At 38.4% G+C, this 15,402-nt stretch carries 18 protein-coding genes and 2 pseudogenes; all 20 read right to left on the bottom strand.

The genetic code is table 11. The features are described 5' to 3' along the window. Nucleotides 1–183: 183 nt before the first annotated feature. A complete protein-coding gene (locus tag ODU37_RS09890) occupies nucleotides 184–627 on the bottom strand; it encodes a VOC family protein (protein WP_002935466.1) in 444 nt (147 codons plus the stop codon). An 88-nt stretch (nucleotides 628–715) separates the two neighbouring features. Continuing rightward, complete coding sequence (ldcB, locus tag ODU37_RS09885) at nucleotides 716–1,465, bottom strand: LD-carboxypeptidase LdcB/DacB (RefSeq protein WP_044679442.1); 750 nt, start codon at nucleotides 1,463–1,465, stop codon at nucleotides 716–718. A 367-nt stretch (nucleotides 1,466–1,832) separates the two neighbouring features. Continuing rightward, on the bottom strand, nucleotides 1,833–2,084 hold the full coding sequence (locus ODU37_RS09880; RefSeq protein ID WP_024414993.1) for a phage holin: 252 nt from the start codon (nucleotides 2,082–2,084) through the stop codon (nucleotides 1,833–1,835). 242 nt (nucleotides 2,085–2,326) lie between these two features. After that, nucleotides 2,327–3,091 carry a CPBP family intramembrane glutamic endopeptidase gene (locus tag ODU37_RS09875; RefSeq protein WP_249562553.1) on the bottom strand — a complete coding sequence of 255 codons (765 nt, stop codon included), beginning with the start codon at nucleotides 3,089–3,091 and terminating at the stop codon, nucleotides 2,327–2,329. Nucleotides 3,092–3,169: 78 nt separating this feature from the next. Further along, on the bottom strand, nucleotides 3,170–3,853 hold the full coding sequence (locus ODU37_RS09870; RefSeq protein ID WP_044754973.1) for a YjjG family noncanonical pyrimidine nucleotidase: 684 nt from the start codon (nucleotides 3,851–3,853) through the stop codon (nucleotides 3,170–3,172). Between the two features lie 181 nt (nucleotides 3,854–4,034). Next, complete coding sequence (locus tag ODU37_RS09865; RefSeq protein WP_171992285.1) at nucleotides 4,035–4,286, bottom strand: TipC family immunity protein; 252 nt, start codon at nucleotides 4,284–4,286, stop codon at nucleotides 4,035–4,037. A gap of 586 nt (nucleotides 4,287–4,872) precedes the next feature. Next, entirely contained in the window at nucleotides 4,873–5,388 is a 516-nt protein-coding gene (locus ODU37_RS09860; RefSeq protein WP_153057066.1) for a hypothetical protein, read from the bottom strand. Between the two features lie 233 nt (nucleotides 5,389–5,621). Next, a complete protein-coding gene (locus ODU37_RS09855) occupies nucleotides 5,622–6,212 on the bottom strand; it encodes a TipC family immunity protein (protein WP_029172640.1) in 591 nt (196 codons plus the stop codon). Beyond that, the gene (locus ODU37_RS09850) at nucleotides 6,209–6,382 is read right to left on the bottom strand and encodes a hypothetical protein (protein ID WP_153308791.1); all 174 of its coding nucleotides are present in this window, start codon (nucleotides 6,380–6,382) and stop codon (nucleotides 6,209–6,211) included. Before ODU37_RS09850 ends, ODU37_RS09855 begins: the two co-directional genes overlap by 4 nt. Before the next feature lie 54 nt (nucleotides 6,383–6,436). After that, entirely contained in the window at nucleotides 6,437–7,060 is a 624-nt protein-coding gene (locus ODU37_RS09845; protein ID WP_024414999.1) for a TipC family immunity protein, read from the bottom strand. Nucleotides 7,061–7,180: 120 nt separating this feature from the next. Further along, on the bottom strand, nucleotides 7,181–7,504 hold the full coding sequence (locus ODU37_RS09840; protein WP_228477867.1) for a DUF2185 domain-containing protein: 324 nt from the start codon (nucleotides 7,502–7,504) through the stop codon (nucleotides 7,181–7,183). Continuing rightward, nucleotides 7,497–7,903: pseudogene (locus ODU37_RS09835) on the bottom strand (HNH/ENDO VII family nuclease). The gene ODU37_RS09840 and the pseudogene ODU37_RS09835 overlap by 8 nt, the downstream one beginning before the upstream one ends. Nucleotides 7,904–7,927: 24 nt before the next feature. Beyond that, nucleotides 7,928–8,392, bottom strand: coding sequence for a hypothetical protein (locus ODU37_RS09830; RefSeq protein ID WP_044759109.1), 465 nt, complete (start codon nucleotides 8,390–8,392; stop codon nucleotides 7,928–7,930). Beyond that, nucleotides 8,373–9,587, bottom strand: a complete 1,215-nt coding sequence (locus tag ODU37_RS09825; RefSeq protein ID WP_153045517.1) for a pre-toxin TG domain-containing protein — start codon at nucleotides 9,585–9,587, stop codon at nucleotides 8,373–8,375. The genes ODU37_RS09830 and ODU37_RS09825 overlap by 20 nt, the downstream gene beginning before the upstream one ends. 409 nt (nucleotides 9,588–9,996) lie before the next feature. Beyond that, nucleotides 9,997–10,203 (bottom strand): hypothetical protein, encoded by a 207-nt coding sequence (locus ODU37_RS09820; RefSeq protein WP_029172753.1) that lies wholly within the window; start codon nucleotides 10,201–10,203, stop codon nucleotides 9,997–9,999. A 239-nt stretch (nucleotides 10,204–10,442) separates the two neighbouring features. Next, nucleotides 10,443–10,760 carry a hypothetical protein gene (locus ODU37_RS09815; protein WP_029172752.1) on the bottom strand — a complete coding sequence of 106 codons (318 nt, stop codon included), beginning with the start codon at nucleotides 10,758–10,760 and terminating at the stop codon, nucleotides 10,443–10,445. Nucleotides 10,761–10,763: 3 nt separating this feature from the next. Further along, nucleotides 10,764–13,844 (bottom strand): RHS repeat-associated core domain-containing protein, encoded by a 3,081-nt coding sequence (locus ODU37_RS09810; RefSeq protein WP_398580477.1) that lies wholly within the window; start codon nucleotides 13,842–13,844, stop codon nucleotides 10,764–10,766. 120 nt (nucleotides 13,845–13,964) lie between these two features. Continuing rightward, nucleotides 13,965–14,417: pseudogene (locus ODU37_RS09805) on the bottom strand (hypothetical protein); the annotation flags it as partial. A gap of 180 nt (nucleotides 14,418–14,597) precedes the next feature. Further along, complete coding sequence (locus ODU37_RS09800) at nucleotides 14,598–14,972, bottom strand: hypothetical protein (protein ID WP_024382962.1); 375 nt, start codon at nucleotides 14,970–14,972, stop codon at nucleotides 14,598–14,600. After that, nucleotides 14,969–15,402: hypothetical protein (locus ODU37_RS09795; RefSeq protein ID WP_398580476.1), on the bottom strand; the 434-nt coding region annotated here is incomplete at its 5' end. The genes ODU37_RS09800 and ODU37_RS09795, both read right to left, overlap by 4 nt.

Genomic DNA, 15,402 nt, shown 5'->3' with positions numbered 1-15,402 from the left:
GAAACCAAATTGACCGCGATTGTAGTCTGGATTTTCTTTGTGTAACATAGCGATTCTCCCTCTGCTTATTAGCTAGTATTCCTATCTCTATTATACTACTTTACATATGAAAAAGCCGTTAGAAATATAATTCTAACGACTTTGTCTTCATTCTGAAATAGATTGGACATTGTCCAATCTATTTTAGTTTTCTGCGTAATATTCCTGACCGTAGCCTTCTACTTCAGCATTGATTTGCCAAGAGATACCAAACTTGTCTGTTACATTACCATAGGCAGGAGACCAAGGAACTGCTTGAAGTTCCATATTGATAGCAGTTGCATCTACGGATAACTTGCTGTATAGTTCCTGCGCTGTCTCAGCATCATCTGTGATAAGCGCAACTGTAATATTGTCACCTACTGTATAAGGCATTTCTGGGTTGTTGTCTGACAACATAAACCGTTGACCATTCAAACGAAACTGTGCATTCATCACGTAATTTTCTAGTTCAGCAGGGCAGTCTGGTAAGAAATCTTTAAATAGATTTACTTGCTCAACTGTTGCCCCAAGAGCATTTTTATAAAACTCGATGGCTTCCAAACCATTACCATTAGTAACCAAGTATACTTCCATTGCTTTGAGCATGATGGACCTCCAAAATTATGATGGTTTATTATATCACGAGTTAGTTATACGGACAAATTTTTCGACTTATTTCTGACTAAATGTAAAATTAGTAGTCTCCACCTGGTACACCAAAATATTCTTCCAAGGTCAAGCCTGAATTGTAAATATCTGTCGCTTCTTGACCAATATATCGCACATGCCAGGATTCTGCCATATAGCCTGTGCTAGATTCTTTTCCTGGAAGATAGCGGACAATAAAGCCATATAGGTGTGCATTCGTAGCCAACCACTGAGAAGCATTGGGTTCTTCTAATAAATTACCACTTGTATCCAATAAATCAAAGGCTAATCCTGTCTGATGTTCACTATATCCAGCTCTTGCAGAATACCTATCTGCCGCTGCTTGTCCTTCTTGATTTACATAGGACTGATAGAGACTTGCCTGAGTTTCATAGGAACGAAATCCACTGTAGTTGTTGGAGATACCAAATCCTAGCGCCTGCATATCTGCTTTTAAACGTTGAAAAGCTGCTAAGGCTTCAGGATTTTCGCCTGGTGCATAATCAGCTGCAAGCGGATGCTTTTTATTGGCGATAATCACTTCGCCATATTTTCCTTGTACACTATAATAGGAACCGTTAAAATTTACCTGAGTCTCTGTACTTGTTACTTCTTGTTTTGTTTCTGCTGATGTAGCGCTGCTTGTTGACTGCTCCGAAGATGTTGAAGCAGACTGACTTGAAGTAGTCGAAACAACCGTTGACGAATTTTTTGTAGTATTGGTCTGTTCTGTCTTTTGATGACATGCTGCTAGTAAAAACATAGCCGGCAAGCATAATAGAATAGTACGTTTCATTATTATCACTCCGTTCTCTTATAATTATGTCTATTGTAGCACAATCATAAGACCCCGTCTAATGGTGGCTTATGATTTTAACCATTAATATTTTAATGCACGTTGAACTTCTCTAGATTTGTTTTCTTTACAAGAATGCACATTTACCACTGTTGCAAAAATGATAACATACATGTCATAAAAAGAAACACCAGCCTTTCGACTGGTGGACATATATGATGTTAAATACCTGTATTCACAAGTAAAGTGATTTATATACAAATAGTTTTTGAGGAAATACTGACTGTATTTTGAAAAATCAGTATTAGCTAGAGATACTGAATTGTAAGTACAGCTGAGATACCTCAGCAATAGTCCCTACCAAACATTATTTTTGATTTTTAGATGACATACCGTTTTTTATGATGTCTTCTACCTTCACATCCGGTTTATTATTTAGCACTCCTAAAAATACAAGAATACTGAGGATAATACAAATAGTCTGCTCGATTTGATTTAAAGTACGACTACACTCAATATTGAAATAACAAACCAGGACATTATCAACGAGCATCAATACCAACGAAATTAGTCCAATCCAAAACATATGTTTTTTCAAACGATTCTTTATTTGTTTCATATCTATACTCCTTTTTGATGTATAAAAATACATTTTAACATAAATAAACCATTAATTCAAAAAAATATGGGATAAAAAATATGATAAAGCAATCGAAATTTGACTGAACAGATTAAATATATCAGCACAATAAAACGGGTGATGATACCGAGTTGATAGAAACTACATATCATCATCCGTTTGTCAGCTGTAGGGAGAAAGAAATTTTATCCGATTAGCTTGATGTCCGTTCTTCACATTGTTTACCCTGCAATAAACAATGTGAAGAAACTTGTACCAACCATATCCGCAAGAGCATGCCCTAAGAAATATGGCAATAAATTATCATTTTTCCTTGTGTACATGTAGTAATAGAAAAGGCCGAAGGCTACACCAATAACAAGAGCAGATACCATTCCTTGATAGGTATGGAAAGATATACGGACAATTGTTGAAAAGAGTAAGACCAGCGAACGCTTTTTCTTATCTGTACTCAACAATAAGCCTAAGAAAAAGAACTCTTCATAGAAGCCATTAAACAAGGAATAGATAACTGTGCTGTAGTCAACGGCTAGGAAACGGTTGAGCACTATCATTATATTCCAGTCATAGTAAGGCAAGTATCCTAGGAAATTATACCCACCAGACAGACCTGGAATATATGAAAAAGCTGTAAATGCCAAATCGCTAATCAGACCAGCACCGATGAAAATCAGTGGTCCCCAGAGCAAAACTCTCCACTCTAATTTTACTTTTAGCTGCTTGAAATCATAATTCCGAATCAATAAATACACCAGGGCAAACAGGAATAATTTTCCTTGATTGGCTAGAGCCCACCAATTGTCTGCTGCAGTAAAGGATTGGACTCCTGTTTCCACTACTTCTGTTGCAGAAAATGATGCTATCCATTGCATGGTTGAGGTATAAATAGCATTACCACATAAAATCGTTGTGATAATAAACAAATCTATCCAAGTGAGTTCTTTTAGGGGCTTGGTTGGACGAATGCGTCTCAATAATCTTTTCACCTTTTCCTCCTTATATTTTTGTACATATTCTTTCTGTATAATTATATACTAAAATCCTTATAAATTTCTTAAAATATCTTATAACAAATCTAATAATTCTTGATAACTGTGAATTGTATAGGTGGGAACAGCCTTACTGTTATTTATCAGTTTAGAAGGATTATACCAAACAGTATCCATACCTGCATTATTTCCGCCTTGAATATCTGCTGTCAAACTGTCTCCAATCATTAAGGCTTGGTCAAATTGAAAACCTGAAATCTGCTCTGCTATTTTTTCATAAAAATCAGCCGCAGGCTTTTGCGTCCCCATCTGCTCAGAAATAAATACTTCTTTGAAATACGATTGAATGGGTGAGTGCAACAAGCGATTTTCCTGTATATAGGTCACGCCGTTGGTAGCCGCATAAATCTGGTAGCCTCGGTTTGTCAATTCCTGCAAAAGTCTATCTGCACCTGTAAAAATTTGTCCCTGCCGCCCAATAAATTCTTGGTAGCGCAAAGCCATCTCCCTTCCATCAACCTGCCGACCAAAGTGGTCAAAGGTCCGTGAAAAGCGGGTATTGATCAGCTCTTTCTTTGTAATGTTCCCTTTTTCCAAATCCTTCCACATGCCCTGGTTGAGCGGTCGATAGACTTCTTTAAAAGCTTGAATATCTTCAACCTCCATAGCTGTCAAAAACTGGGTTAAGGCTACTTCTTCTCCACGACTAAAATCAAGAAGAGTATGGTCAAGATCAAAGAGTAAGTGTTTGTATTGCAAGACGATAAATCCTTTCTAAGCAGAAATTACTGAAGCGATGTCAGGCAGTATGTCTAAAGTATACCACAGTTTCTAAAAAAATAGCTCTGTGTCCTCGGCTCTATTATACTTTCAGTAGCTCTGGACGTACGGATTTCCTCATTTTCATTGATTAACAAGCCATAATATACAAGCTTGCAATTTATTTTAATACACTTGATTCTATAATTTTAACATCCCCAAGATTGTCAAACGAATAGCGTTGAGTCCCCTTTTCAAACCAAGTCTTGAGAACGACATCATTCAAAATATAGGATGATTTTTCCCTTAACCAAGTAGCATCTATGCCATAGGTGTTCAAATAATTTAATAGTTCTTCTTTTTCAGTTAATTGCAAAGAAGGGAGGCCTTTGGAAGAAGAAAACCAATAGGCGCTCTCTAAGTATTCTTGCAAATTGACCGTTTCGCCCTTTTTTATCTATCCAGTAATTGGACTTAGCCCATACTAAAGAACTACTTGAATTAGAAATTTCAATGCTTTCTAGTAATTTCTTATCTCTATACTCATAAATAGACACTGTTTCCCAAACTTTTTGAGTACTCAACGCTAAACATTTGTTCCAGACCAACAAATATAGATACCTCTCCTCCATCTGGGTCATTAACAAGGAATTATATTTTATCTTTTGACTATAGTAATTAAAAACTTTAAAAATCAGAAATGAGCTCGTGACAATTATGACAATTATAACAAAAATATTTTGAAAATTTATGCTTCATATATATCTCCACATCATTGGCTCAAACCTTGAATAAATTGATGAGCGACTTGACAATTTCCACCTGATATTTTGTTATCAAAAATTTACACATTTATTATATAGTCGATAAATTTATTGATAGCGTTTCAAATGTTAAAACTAATCCAACCGCCCTTCGTCAATATTTTAGCACAAGCTAATAAGTACTTAATCTGTAAGATAATTATTGTATATTGTAAAACAGGAGGGCATCGTAGGTGTCCGCAATAACCTAACCTACTAGTTATATTTTACATTTTTAGAAAACGATACTGAAGTATTTGATATATTCTCAACTACAATTGAAAAATCTTTAGGAGAATTTATTGAAAAACGATATTGATTCGGTAGCTTTATAACAAGTCCTTTTGAATCTATATATATACTTTGCGAAGTATCATTTGGTAAAATAGTTAATTCTGATACCCCGTCGTTATCTGTATCTATCCATTTTTCAATTTGCTGTTTTTCAATATTATAAATAATGTTGGAGTCTATATCTGCCAAAATATTTCTACCTGATAGTCGTATCTTTCCATTTTTCGACTCACTAGCAATCTCAAACATCATATATGCATCAAGATTATCATAGTTTCCCTTAATATTTAATTCAATTCTCCCTTCTGCATCTAAATAATACACATTATTTGAAAAAACTCTTGAGCAAGTAATAGTAATAAATAGTACTAGAAAGATTGCAAGAGCACACAGAAAGTAGTTCTTCTTATTTTTTATTAAATTCATTACAGTTTCCATCTGATATTCCGTCCTCAAAGATCTACATATTTATTCTATCACACCAAAAAGAAATCACCTAGAAAATTCTAGATGATTTCAGAGATTGTTCCCCTTTTACAAATAGGAAAATTTTATCTGCCTTACTGATATTTCTTCAACACTTCAAAGAACTCAAGGTAAATCGTTACATGAGTATAGAGATATTTGACAGAGCGATGGTATCGTAGCTAAAACGACAAACTAGGGTTTCCTCACCCAAGGATATTTGATTTGACAATCTGAATATTCCCTATGTTATCAAAGGAATATCGGTGGCTACCTTTTTCAAACCAGACCGACAGCAACAATGTCTCCCAGACATAGGTTGATTGTCTACTAAGCCATGTACTATCAAGGTCATCATCTCTCAACAAGTCTAATATCTCTTCTCGAGTCTTTTTTTCGCTACCGTCATTCTCAATTGCAACAATAGACTGTGTGACATTCTCAACGCCATCATATATATAATTTATCTGTAATTTCCTACCATTTTTAAAGTCATGCTGGTACGAGAAAATGAAACCTTTTGTATCGTCTATATACACTGTTACTGTTTCTTCTGGTTTGAGTAACTCGCGCAAATTATAGTGTAGAGTCACAAATCCTGTATTATCAGAAAAATCATAACTGGTATCACTTTTTATAAGCTGACTATACGATTTTATCGGAATAACTTTTATACTTGTCATCTCTGAATAGATAATTTCATCTATTGGATTATGTAATCGATGGTAACTATAGGTTAGATAAACTACAACGACACCTAGAACAAGGACGAAGACTTTAATTGTACGTTTTATCATTTCGCTCCCTCCTCTAATTTCAATATGAAATCATAAGCTACAGAATTCTTGCCTTTTAACTGATTCATATTAGTAACTTTTTCAGCGCTATATATCTCTTTTTTTACATAATCAATACCCACGGATATATCAAATACTTTCTCCCTAGTAATTCCTGAATTATTTAACATATAGTATATTCCTGCTAGTCAGAAACTGAAATATTAGCAAAAGTTTAAATTCTACTAATCCGATATATTTTCAGCAACAATCTCTATATTTCCCCAATTATTCTTAGAGAAACGACTAGGATAGACTCGAAGCCAGTCAGGAATAATCTTATTCCGTAACAATTCTTCGCTTCTTCTAATGTATGGAGAAAGACTAATTTTTTTCTCTTGCACATACTCCATAATCTGCTTGTACTCTGTTAACCTTTTTTCGCTAATAATCCCTATAGACTGTACCAATTTATCAGAATTATATTTATACACATAGTATATGTCTATAATTTCTCCATTGCTATGCATGAAACGAAAGTTTATGGACATGTCGCCCCCCTCTGATTTATCATCTGGGAAATTAAAGCTGTATGAAATATTCTCAACCCCTAAAGGTAAAACTTCTGAGCGATACTGTTCTGAAATATGACCGTAAAATAAACCACTTGATTTATTTTCTTCCATATCTGGAATCTTATTTAAAGTAGAATTTGTATGTAAAAAAGAATTTGTAGCATGATGATACTCGTCTTGATAAATTTCTTCAAAAACATTGCTATATCGAGGCTTTGAAAACATTAAAAAGAGCGGCAATAGTATGATTGCGAATACTGCTATAGATAGAGCATAAATCATTTTTTTATTCATATATAATGACCTCATTATGGTTGATTAATGTAAACATGCTACACTTTTTAATCTAAATCACCACAAACTGAACTACTTGATAATCGCTTGAGATACTCGTCAGACGTTTCTTTATACATATCATAGCGCTAAAGTTTGCCCAGTATTTGAATCAACAAAATATTTTCGACATCCTTCATAAATCAACATCAATTCAGTCCCAACAGGTAAAGCATATATTGAAAGAATAGCGGGTTCAATATCAATTATAGTTCCCCAATCACAAACTGACATATTACTCGAATCAGATAGGAACTCGTCTGTGTCTATTTCAGAAAGGAAACGCCAACCGTTATCCAATTCATTAGTACCCTCTTCCCGAAAAATCCACTTGATTTTACCTTTATTGTTCAATATATTATTCGAAACTACTGCTCCACCTAATCCCATACTCTTACTATTCATATTTATGCCCCCTATTTGTTGATGGTAACTCAGGTCTATAATTTTTAGGATTTCTAAACCACTTTAAAAATTCCTCCTTAGTAATATAAGCATTCATATATTTTTGTGCATATCCGAGTATTTTTCACCAGGAATATGCCCCATATCCCATTGACCATTTCTAGGCTTTGTTTTATCCCATATTATTTCTTTACCACTTGGGTCTATTACTTTTCCGTTATTGGATTTTTGAGCATTCTTAAATACTTCATCTACTTGCCCTTTCGCGTATTTAGTACAGCTATTCTTATAGGCTTTGTTGCCCTCATCCCCATTCTTCGCAAAGGCTTGAACAAGATTATCAAACCCTTTCTTGGCGTTTTGTCCAACTTCACTCAAAGTGGTTCCACCTGCGTTCATGGTCATGCCACCAACTCCGACAAATTACTTAATGCTATAAGGAGATAAAATAACTTTTGAAGAATCAGCGTTTTCTACCATATCTTCAACTTTAACTGAAAAACTTCTCCAAAATTCAGCTTTAGATTTCACATATAATTGGCACCGATGCTTTCTTTCATTATTATCAGCAATTTCTAAATCAAGTTCAACTAGAATATCATCATTTGCCTTCTTTGAGAAAAATAACATAGAAAAACTCGGTGTAAAATTCCCTGTCATGTTACCAAAAATTATTTTTGATTCAAACATTTGCTGTTCTATGTGTTGACGAATAACTTTCATATTATTAATTAGGTCTAAAGAAGAAATATAACAATATTGATGCATCACTACAAATTCTGTTATTACTTCAATTTTTAATTCTAAAAGATCCTCACTACTGTCCCTCCAGACAACTTCAAAAGAACAATTATCCATATTCTGCTCCTTATTTAAATTTAAAATCATCAAATGCTCCAGTCATTTTATTATAAACATAGTGGATATTAATTTTTGTACCATCTGAGAGGGTAACCACTCTTTGCATTTTGACCCATCCTTCTGTACCAAGCCAACGTGTGTCAGTCATAGTAATTGGAACTTCGAAAGCATTTGCTAAAGGATTAGACATTACTTCTTTCATAGCAAGCTGTTCTTCAAGTGTATTAGCTACAACTCTACCTGTACTTCCCTTACCAAGTATTGTTACCGGATTTCCTACTCCCGCCCCCGCTTTAGTTATGTCCCCAACATCACTAACATGATCAAACGTATCAACTACATCATCAGTTGCATCTAGAATCTTACCTACTTGGGTAATTTTTCCAGCTTTCAAAAATGGTAGTAGATTACTTGCTAAATCAAGAGAGAGCTCCCCTGCTGCAAACCAGCGATTCGCTTGTTCACCTGTTGTCGGATCAACCCCATCTTTCAGTCGCTGAATGTTATTCCATCCGCTTAACTCTGCAACAAACGTTGGGAATACGTCTTTTCTTGCTTCTGTATAGGAAGCAAATTTAACCTGACGAGCATATAGTATTTCTTCCGCTGTCATTTGCGGAGATTGAAGATACTGATCCAGTGTCATTTTATCAATGCGCTCTTTTTGAGCCACTGTCAATCCATACTTATTAGCTTCTTCAATCTTGTGGAAATCCGCAATGCTAATATTTGGCTTGTTTCGAGAACCTGAATCCTTACCTTTCGTAGTCTGAGGATTACATACGTGTTTAAGAGTTTCCTCCAGCGCCTTGCCCCAGTTCTTAATGAGATTCTGGACCTCCCTCAACTTAGCCTTCCCTTTGGAACCTGTAGCCCTGCTATACTCATTTCTGATGTTTTGCTGGCGACGTTGTTCGGCGAGTGCCTGCTCTCTTGCTCGGTCACGTTGTGCCTGTGCCTGCGCATAGCTGGTTGGTTTGATGATTGGGGTATTGCTGTACACCTTCGGTGTATAGACGTATGAGTAGTTTCCTGTTTGTTGCTGGCGGATTTGATGAGCTTTGTGCTCAGGCGTGCTCGGTGCGTAAAGCGTGCCATCATCTGGGTTAATCAGAGGTCTTGGTCTATTATAGACCTTACCACCAAATCGGTCATCCAACATGACATGTGGTGAGCGGATATGCCCACTCGGGTCGGTGTAGTTGGCTGGGTTGTTCTGCACATAGGCATAGAGGTTTTGACTGAGCGGGTCTGTTTGACTACCTGGATAGCTGTCAGCTTTTAGGGAAATAGCAGAGCAGCCAAACTAGTTCGGCATAGATATTCTGTTCTCAAAGGTCTACACATTTATTCTACCATACAAAAAAGAAACCACCTAGAAAAGCCTAGATGATTTCAAAAGATACTAAAACTATTCCTCAGATTGTGGGTTCATTACATAAAATGTACCGTTAAGATAATTCCCTTCGTAGCCTGATAGATATATCTGATACAGTGTTTCATGGAAGTATGAATCAAATCCGAACTCTTCTTGAAGTACCTTAAAATTTAAAATTGTACTTAAATCAAACAAGACTGTATCGATATCCCTTTCTGTTCGATTATTTTTCCTTGATAAGTGGCTTTACTCGTCAATTGATATTTACTTGGGTTATGTATTCTGGTAACATTTTTTCTACTATTAAGCTAGTAGGTGCTCCGCCGATTGAATATATAATATTAAGTAAATCATCAGCCCACTCACCAAGCTGTTTTTCTTCATATAAAATATGATTAGATAAACAGTACAACTTAATCTGGTGATAAATTTGTTCAGTAGTTAATAACTTATTGCTCATGGCATTCTCCTCAAATCTACTATTTTATCTATCTTTATAGATTCAGTCGTTATCTCCTGAACCAAACTGAGGAAAATCTGAGGCTAAAGGTTCAAGATAATCGGCTTTACCTCATTTTCCACTCGGTATTCTGATATCATCTAAAATTTGTTTAGTATCAAAAGTTGCTTTTATGGACGCATCATATGGAACCTGCAATGCTTCAGGATTAGGCACAGCATAATTATTAGACTATATACTTAGGAACTAAATTGTTTAAATTCATTCGGTATCTCGTCTGATTCATTGAACAAGGTCATCACAGAAAAGTTCCTATCAGAGAATATAATCTCTTGGAAAACATTATCAATTTTCCATTCTATATCCTTATGGGTAATTTCTCCAGTTTGCACAGTTACCATCTCAAACCATCCAATCTTTATTCCATGCTGAATGATTTCTTCTAATAATTGAACAGAGTATCCTTTTCTCAAACTAAAGAGACCGTATAAGCGAGATATGATAGCATCTTCTTCAGCAATAGATAGCAACAACTCTTTTAAATCTTCTGTCTTCATTGTCTATTTACCTCCGGTCAGTGGTATCCTAACTATTCCTTCTCCCACTGTTGTTTTTAAGTATGCACCGCTGTGAATCTCATCAGTAGCATTTGCGTAACCATAATTTAATTGCCAAGAATTCCCTCTACCATCGTAGTACCTCACTCCTTCTCCACGCTTCAGTGGAGATTTTGTATACCCCTCTAATGCTTCATCTAAATACTTTTCAACATCTTTTATATTAGCTCCGTTAAAACTATTAACATTCGATAATTCAAAAATTTTACTCGCGGCATTAACATCATCCAACTTATCTGTAGTTTTTGCAACATCACTAACATGATCAAACGTATCAACTACATCATCAGTTGCATCTAGAATCTTACCTAATTGGGTAATTTTTCCAGCTTTCAAAACTGGTAGTAGATTACTTGCTAAATCCAGAGAGAGTTCACCTGCTGCAAACCAGCGATTCGCTTGTTCACCTGTTGTCGGATCAACCCCATCTCTCAGACGCTGAATGTTATTCCATCCGCTTAACTCTGCAACAAACGTTGGGAATACGTCTTTTCTTGCTTCTGTATAGGAAGCAAATTTAACCTGACGAGCATATAGTATTTCTTCCGCTGTCATTTGCGGAGATTGAAGATACTGATCCAGTGTCATTTTATCAATGCGCTCTTTTTGAGCCACTGTCAATCCATACTTATTAGCTTCTTCAATCTTGTGGAAATCCGCAACGCTGATATTTGGCTTGTTTCGAGTACCTGAATCCTTACCTTTCGTAGTCTGAGGATTACATACGTGTTTAAGAGTTTCCTCCAGCGCCTTGCCCCAGTTCTTAATGAGATTCTGGACCTCCCTCAACTTAGCCATACCTTTGGAACCTGTAGCCCTGCTATACTCATTTCTGATGTTTTGCTGGCGACGTTGTTCGACGCGTACTTGCTCTCTTGCTCGGTCACGTTGTGCCTGCGCCTGCTCGTAACTGGTTGGTTTGATGATTGGGGTATTGCTGTACACCTTCGGTGTATAGACGTATGAGTAGTTTCCTGTTTGTTTCTGACGGATTTGATGGGCTTTGTGTTGAGGTGTGCTCGGTGCGTAAAGCGTGCCATCATCTGTGTTAATCAGTGGTCTTGGACTATCATAGACCTTGCCACCAAATCGGTCATCCAACATGGCATGCGGTGAGCGGATATGCCCACTCGGGTCGGTATAGTTGGCTGGGTTGTTCTGCACATAGGCATAGAGGTTTTGGCTGAGCGGGTCTGTTTGACTACCTGAGTAGCTGTCAGCCGTCAGGAAGGTGCCTGCTTGGTTGTCATAGTATCGTGCACGGAGGTAGTCCAGACTTGTCACATCCCGTGCTTCGCCATTGTAGGCAAATGGATTTCCTGTGGTATCTGTGGTCTGCTTGGTTGCTCCGTAGAGATTGTAAGAGCTAGATGCAACAGAATTGCCATTCTGAGTCAGACCTGTCACAGAGCCAGACTGGCTGGTCAGGTAGTGATAGCTGTCGCCAGTGCTCTCATTAGTATAGGTAGCTCTGCCATTGCCATAGACATAGGTCTCCCGTTTCTGGAGCTGGTCGTCATAGGTTTGCAGGACTTGGGTGTGCTGCTGATTGACGTCGTTGACGTAGTTTCGGGTCTCGTAATAGTTATAGGTGTCTTCCTTGGTCGTGTAAGGGATGAGGACATCCTGCACTTGACTCCTGTAGAGCACCTCGTCTTCACCCGGTAGGTTGTCCTCGCTTGGTGGATTGACCACAAGCCCTTCTTCCGTCGCTCGGTCCTTGGCTACCTTCTGATGGTAGGCAGTTGAGACGGTATCGAAGGTTTCAATCCAATCATAGCCCTCGCTGGTCGTGAAGCTCGAGAAGAACTGGACGACATTCTGCGTGAAGCCATACCAGAAGAGGCTGTTGGCTTCGCCATCTGGTGCAGTATACGGAGACTTGCGCTTCTTATCCGCTGGCTTGCGTTTGAAGAGCTGGTAGGTGTTGGTCGCTTGGGTCCTGCTGGCTGTGAAGACACGGTTATCATCCCCATCATAGAGGGCAGCGAAAAGCAGACCTTCCTTATCCTTGACCGCAAGTAAGCGATTTTCCGTGTCATAGATATAGTCCAACTTGGCATCACCAGCACCCGATGACACACGGTTGCCGTTCTTATCATAGGTGTAGGTGATGGTCTTGTCGCCAGACTTCATTTCAAGCAGGCGATTCTCGACGTCATATCTAAACTCTGTCTTGCTTTCCTTACCATCCACCGTTTCCGTGCTGGTCAGCTTGTTTCCTGCATGGTCGTAGGTGTAGCTGAAGGTAGAGAGTTCCTTGCCATCCTTACTTGAAACGGTCATCTGGACGATTTGACCTAGACTATCGTAGGTATAAGTTTGGACCAGAGTTTCCCCATCCTGCGTGATGGTTTCCTTGGCGATGTAGTTGCCATCGTCGTACTCGTAGGCATAGCTGGAAATCAGCTTGCCTTTCTTGTCACGATGAACAATCTCTGTCACATGATGGGCTGCGTCGTAGGTCAGAGCACTTGTCGTGCCGTCTCCACGCTCAATCTTGGTCATGTCACCAGCCTTATCATAGGCGTAGGTGGTCACCTTTCCGTCACGGTCGGTCACCTTAGTCAGGCGGTCGAGCTCGTCATAGCTATAGGCTACCTCGCTACCATCTGGATAGACCATCTTGGTGATATTGCCATAGTCGTCGTAGGTGTAGGTAATCAGACTGCCATCACCCTGACGAACACCGGTCAATTCACCCTCTTCATTATAAGCGTAGCGGGTCTGACCCGTCAAGTCACTCATCGCCACTCTGCGACCATCCGCATCATAGCTGTAGAGGACCTGACCTTCTGACTCGGCAGAAGTCTTCTTGGTCAGCAGTTGGTCCAGCTTGTTGTAGTCGTAGCTAATGGTCTGACCATCAGCCTTGGTAATCTTGGAGAGTTGGTTATTGACATCGTAGGTGTAGGTCTCGCTGTCTCCCAGCGCATTCATCTTTTCGATGACATTTCCTAGCTGGTCATAGCTATACTTCGTTACCTGACCATTGCCATTGGTGATGGAGGTGAGATTGCCCACACTATCATAGGTGTAGCTGCTGGTTGAGGCTTCATCTCCACTTCCCTTGGTTGCGGTCAGTAGTTGGTCTTCTTGGTCATAGATGTAGCTGGAAAGGCGCTTGCTTCCTGAGAGAACACTGGTTAGATTGCCATTGCCATCATAGGTGAGGCTACTACTTGCGCCTGTCGGACTGGACACCTTGATGAGGCGGTTATCCTTGTCATAGCTATAGAGACTGGTCTGACCTGCGGTATTGGTCTCGGCTGTCAGACGATTGCCTGCGTCGTAGGTTCGCTTGGTCACCTGACCAAGTGGATTGACTTCCTCTAAGAGATTGCCATTCGGGTCATAGGCATAAGTTGTCTCCCGCTTACCATTGATAACTCGCTTGGTCACTTGCCCTACAGGATCATAGCTCAGCTCCGTCTCACGGCCTGTCGGACTGGTGATCGTTTTAAGCTGATCCAGCTTCGTATAGGACAGGCTGGTCTTAGCGCCGCTCGGACTGGTGATGCTGGTCAGATTGCCCATCTCATCGTAGGCATAGGTCTTTTCTAGATCCAGAGCATTCTTCTCCGTCAAGAGACGACCGGCAACATCGTAGCTGTAGGTTTTTTATTTTTGGGGGAAAATAGCAGAGCTTCTCAGCTAGTTGATGCAGAAATAGTCTGTTTCCAAATAATTACATATATATTATACAACACCAAAAAGAAATCACCTAGAAAAGTCTAGATGATTTCGAGTCGCTTTGTAATTAACACTTGGCCCTAATCACTCTTCATATGTAATATTCAAAATATCCGAAGCTTCATATTCTGCAAGAGTAATTGCTCCCTTTAAGTGATTCCTCTTTTTATTCAATCGAAATATGACTTTATGAAAATCATCAAAGTATACTGCAAAACTAGACATAGATGACAGCATTTGTTGATAAAACTGATTATAGCGTTCATCTCCCTCACAACTATCAACTATAGTTTTATCAAACAACTCAATGGCTGATAGTAATTTATGATAGTCTTTTTCTAAGTAACATTCTATATTTTCTTTCAAATCTTTTAAGTCCTCATTGTCCTCCAACGACTCCCCTAATATCGCATTGTATTGTTCACAAATACCTAATAGTTTTTTCAAATCTTCAATCATGGCAATCTCCGTCCAATAGCTTTATTTAATTTATCAAGGTTTGATGTTCCATCTAAATTAAGAACATCTTTTAATTTTCCTCGCTTATCAAACACCTCTAAGTGATCCTTATGCAAGCCATCCAAATATAACTGGTCACCTTTTTTCAATTCTCCTATACTTTCTGTTACTTTATAGACGGACTGTCCATCATAACGTTTTTTAGTTTTTTGTAAACTATCACCTATCTCTTGACCAAAATCTGATTCTAGAAATTCATTCATATTTCCAACAGCCTTAGAATTTTTAGAACCTCGCCCAGCCCCCTGGGTAACCTCATCCCCATTCTTCGCAAAGGCTTGAACAAGATTGTCAAAACCTTTCTTGGCGTTTTGTCCAACTTCACGCAAAGTGGTTCCACCTGCGTTCATGGTCATGCCACCAACTCCAG

It is taken from the genome of Streptococcus sp. 2021WUSS109 (genome assembly GCF_044427305.1).
Lineage (GTDB): Bacteria > Bacillota > Bacilli > Lactobacillales > Streptococcaceae > Streptococcus > Streptococcus suis.
Note: the sequence above shows the minus strand (reverse complement) of the source record. Positions and strands in the feature narration are given on the sequence as shown.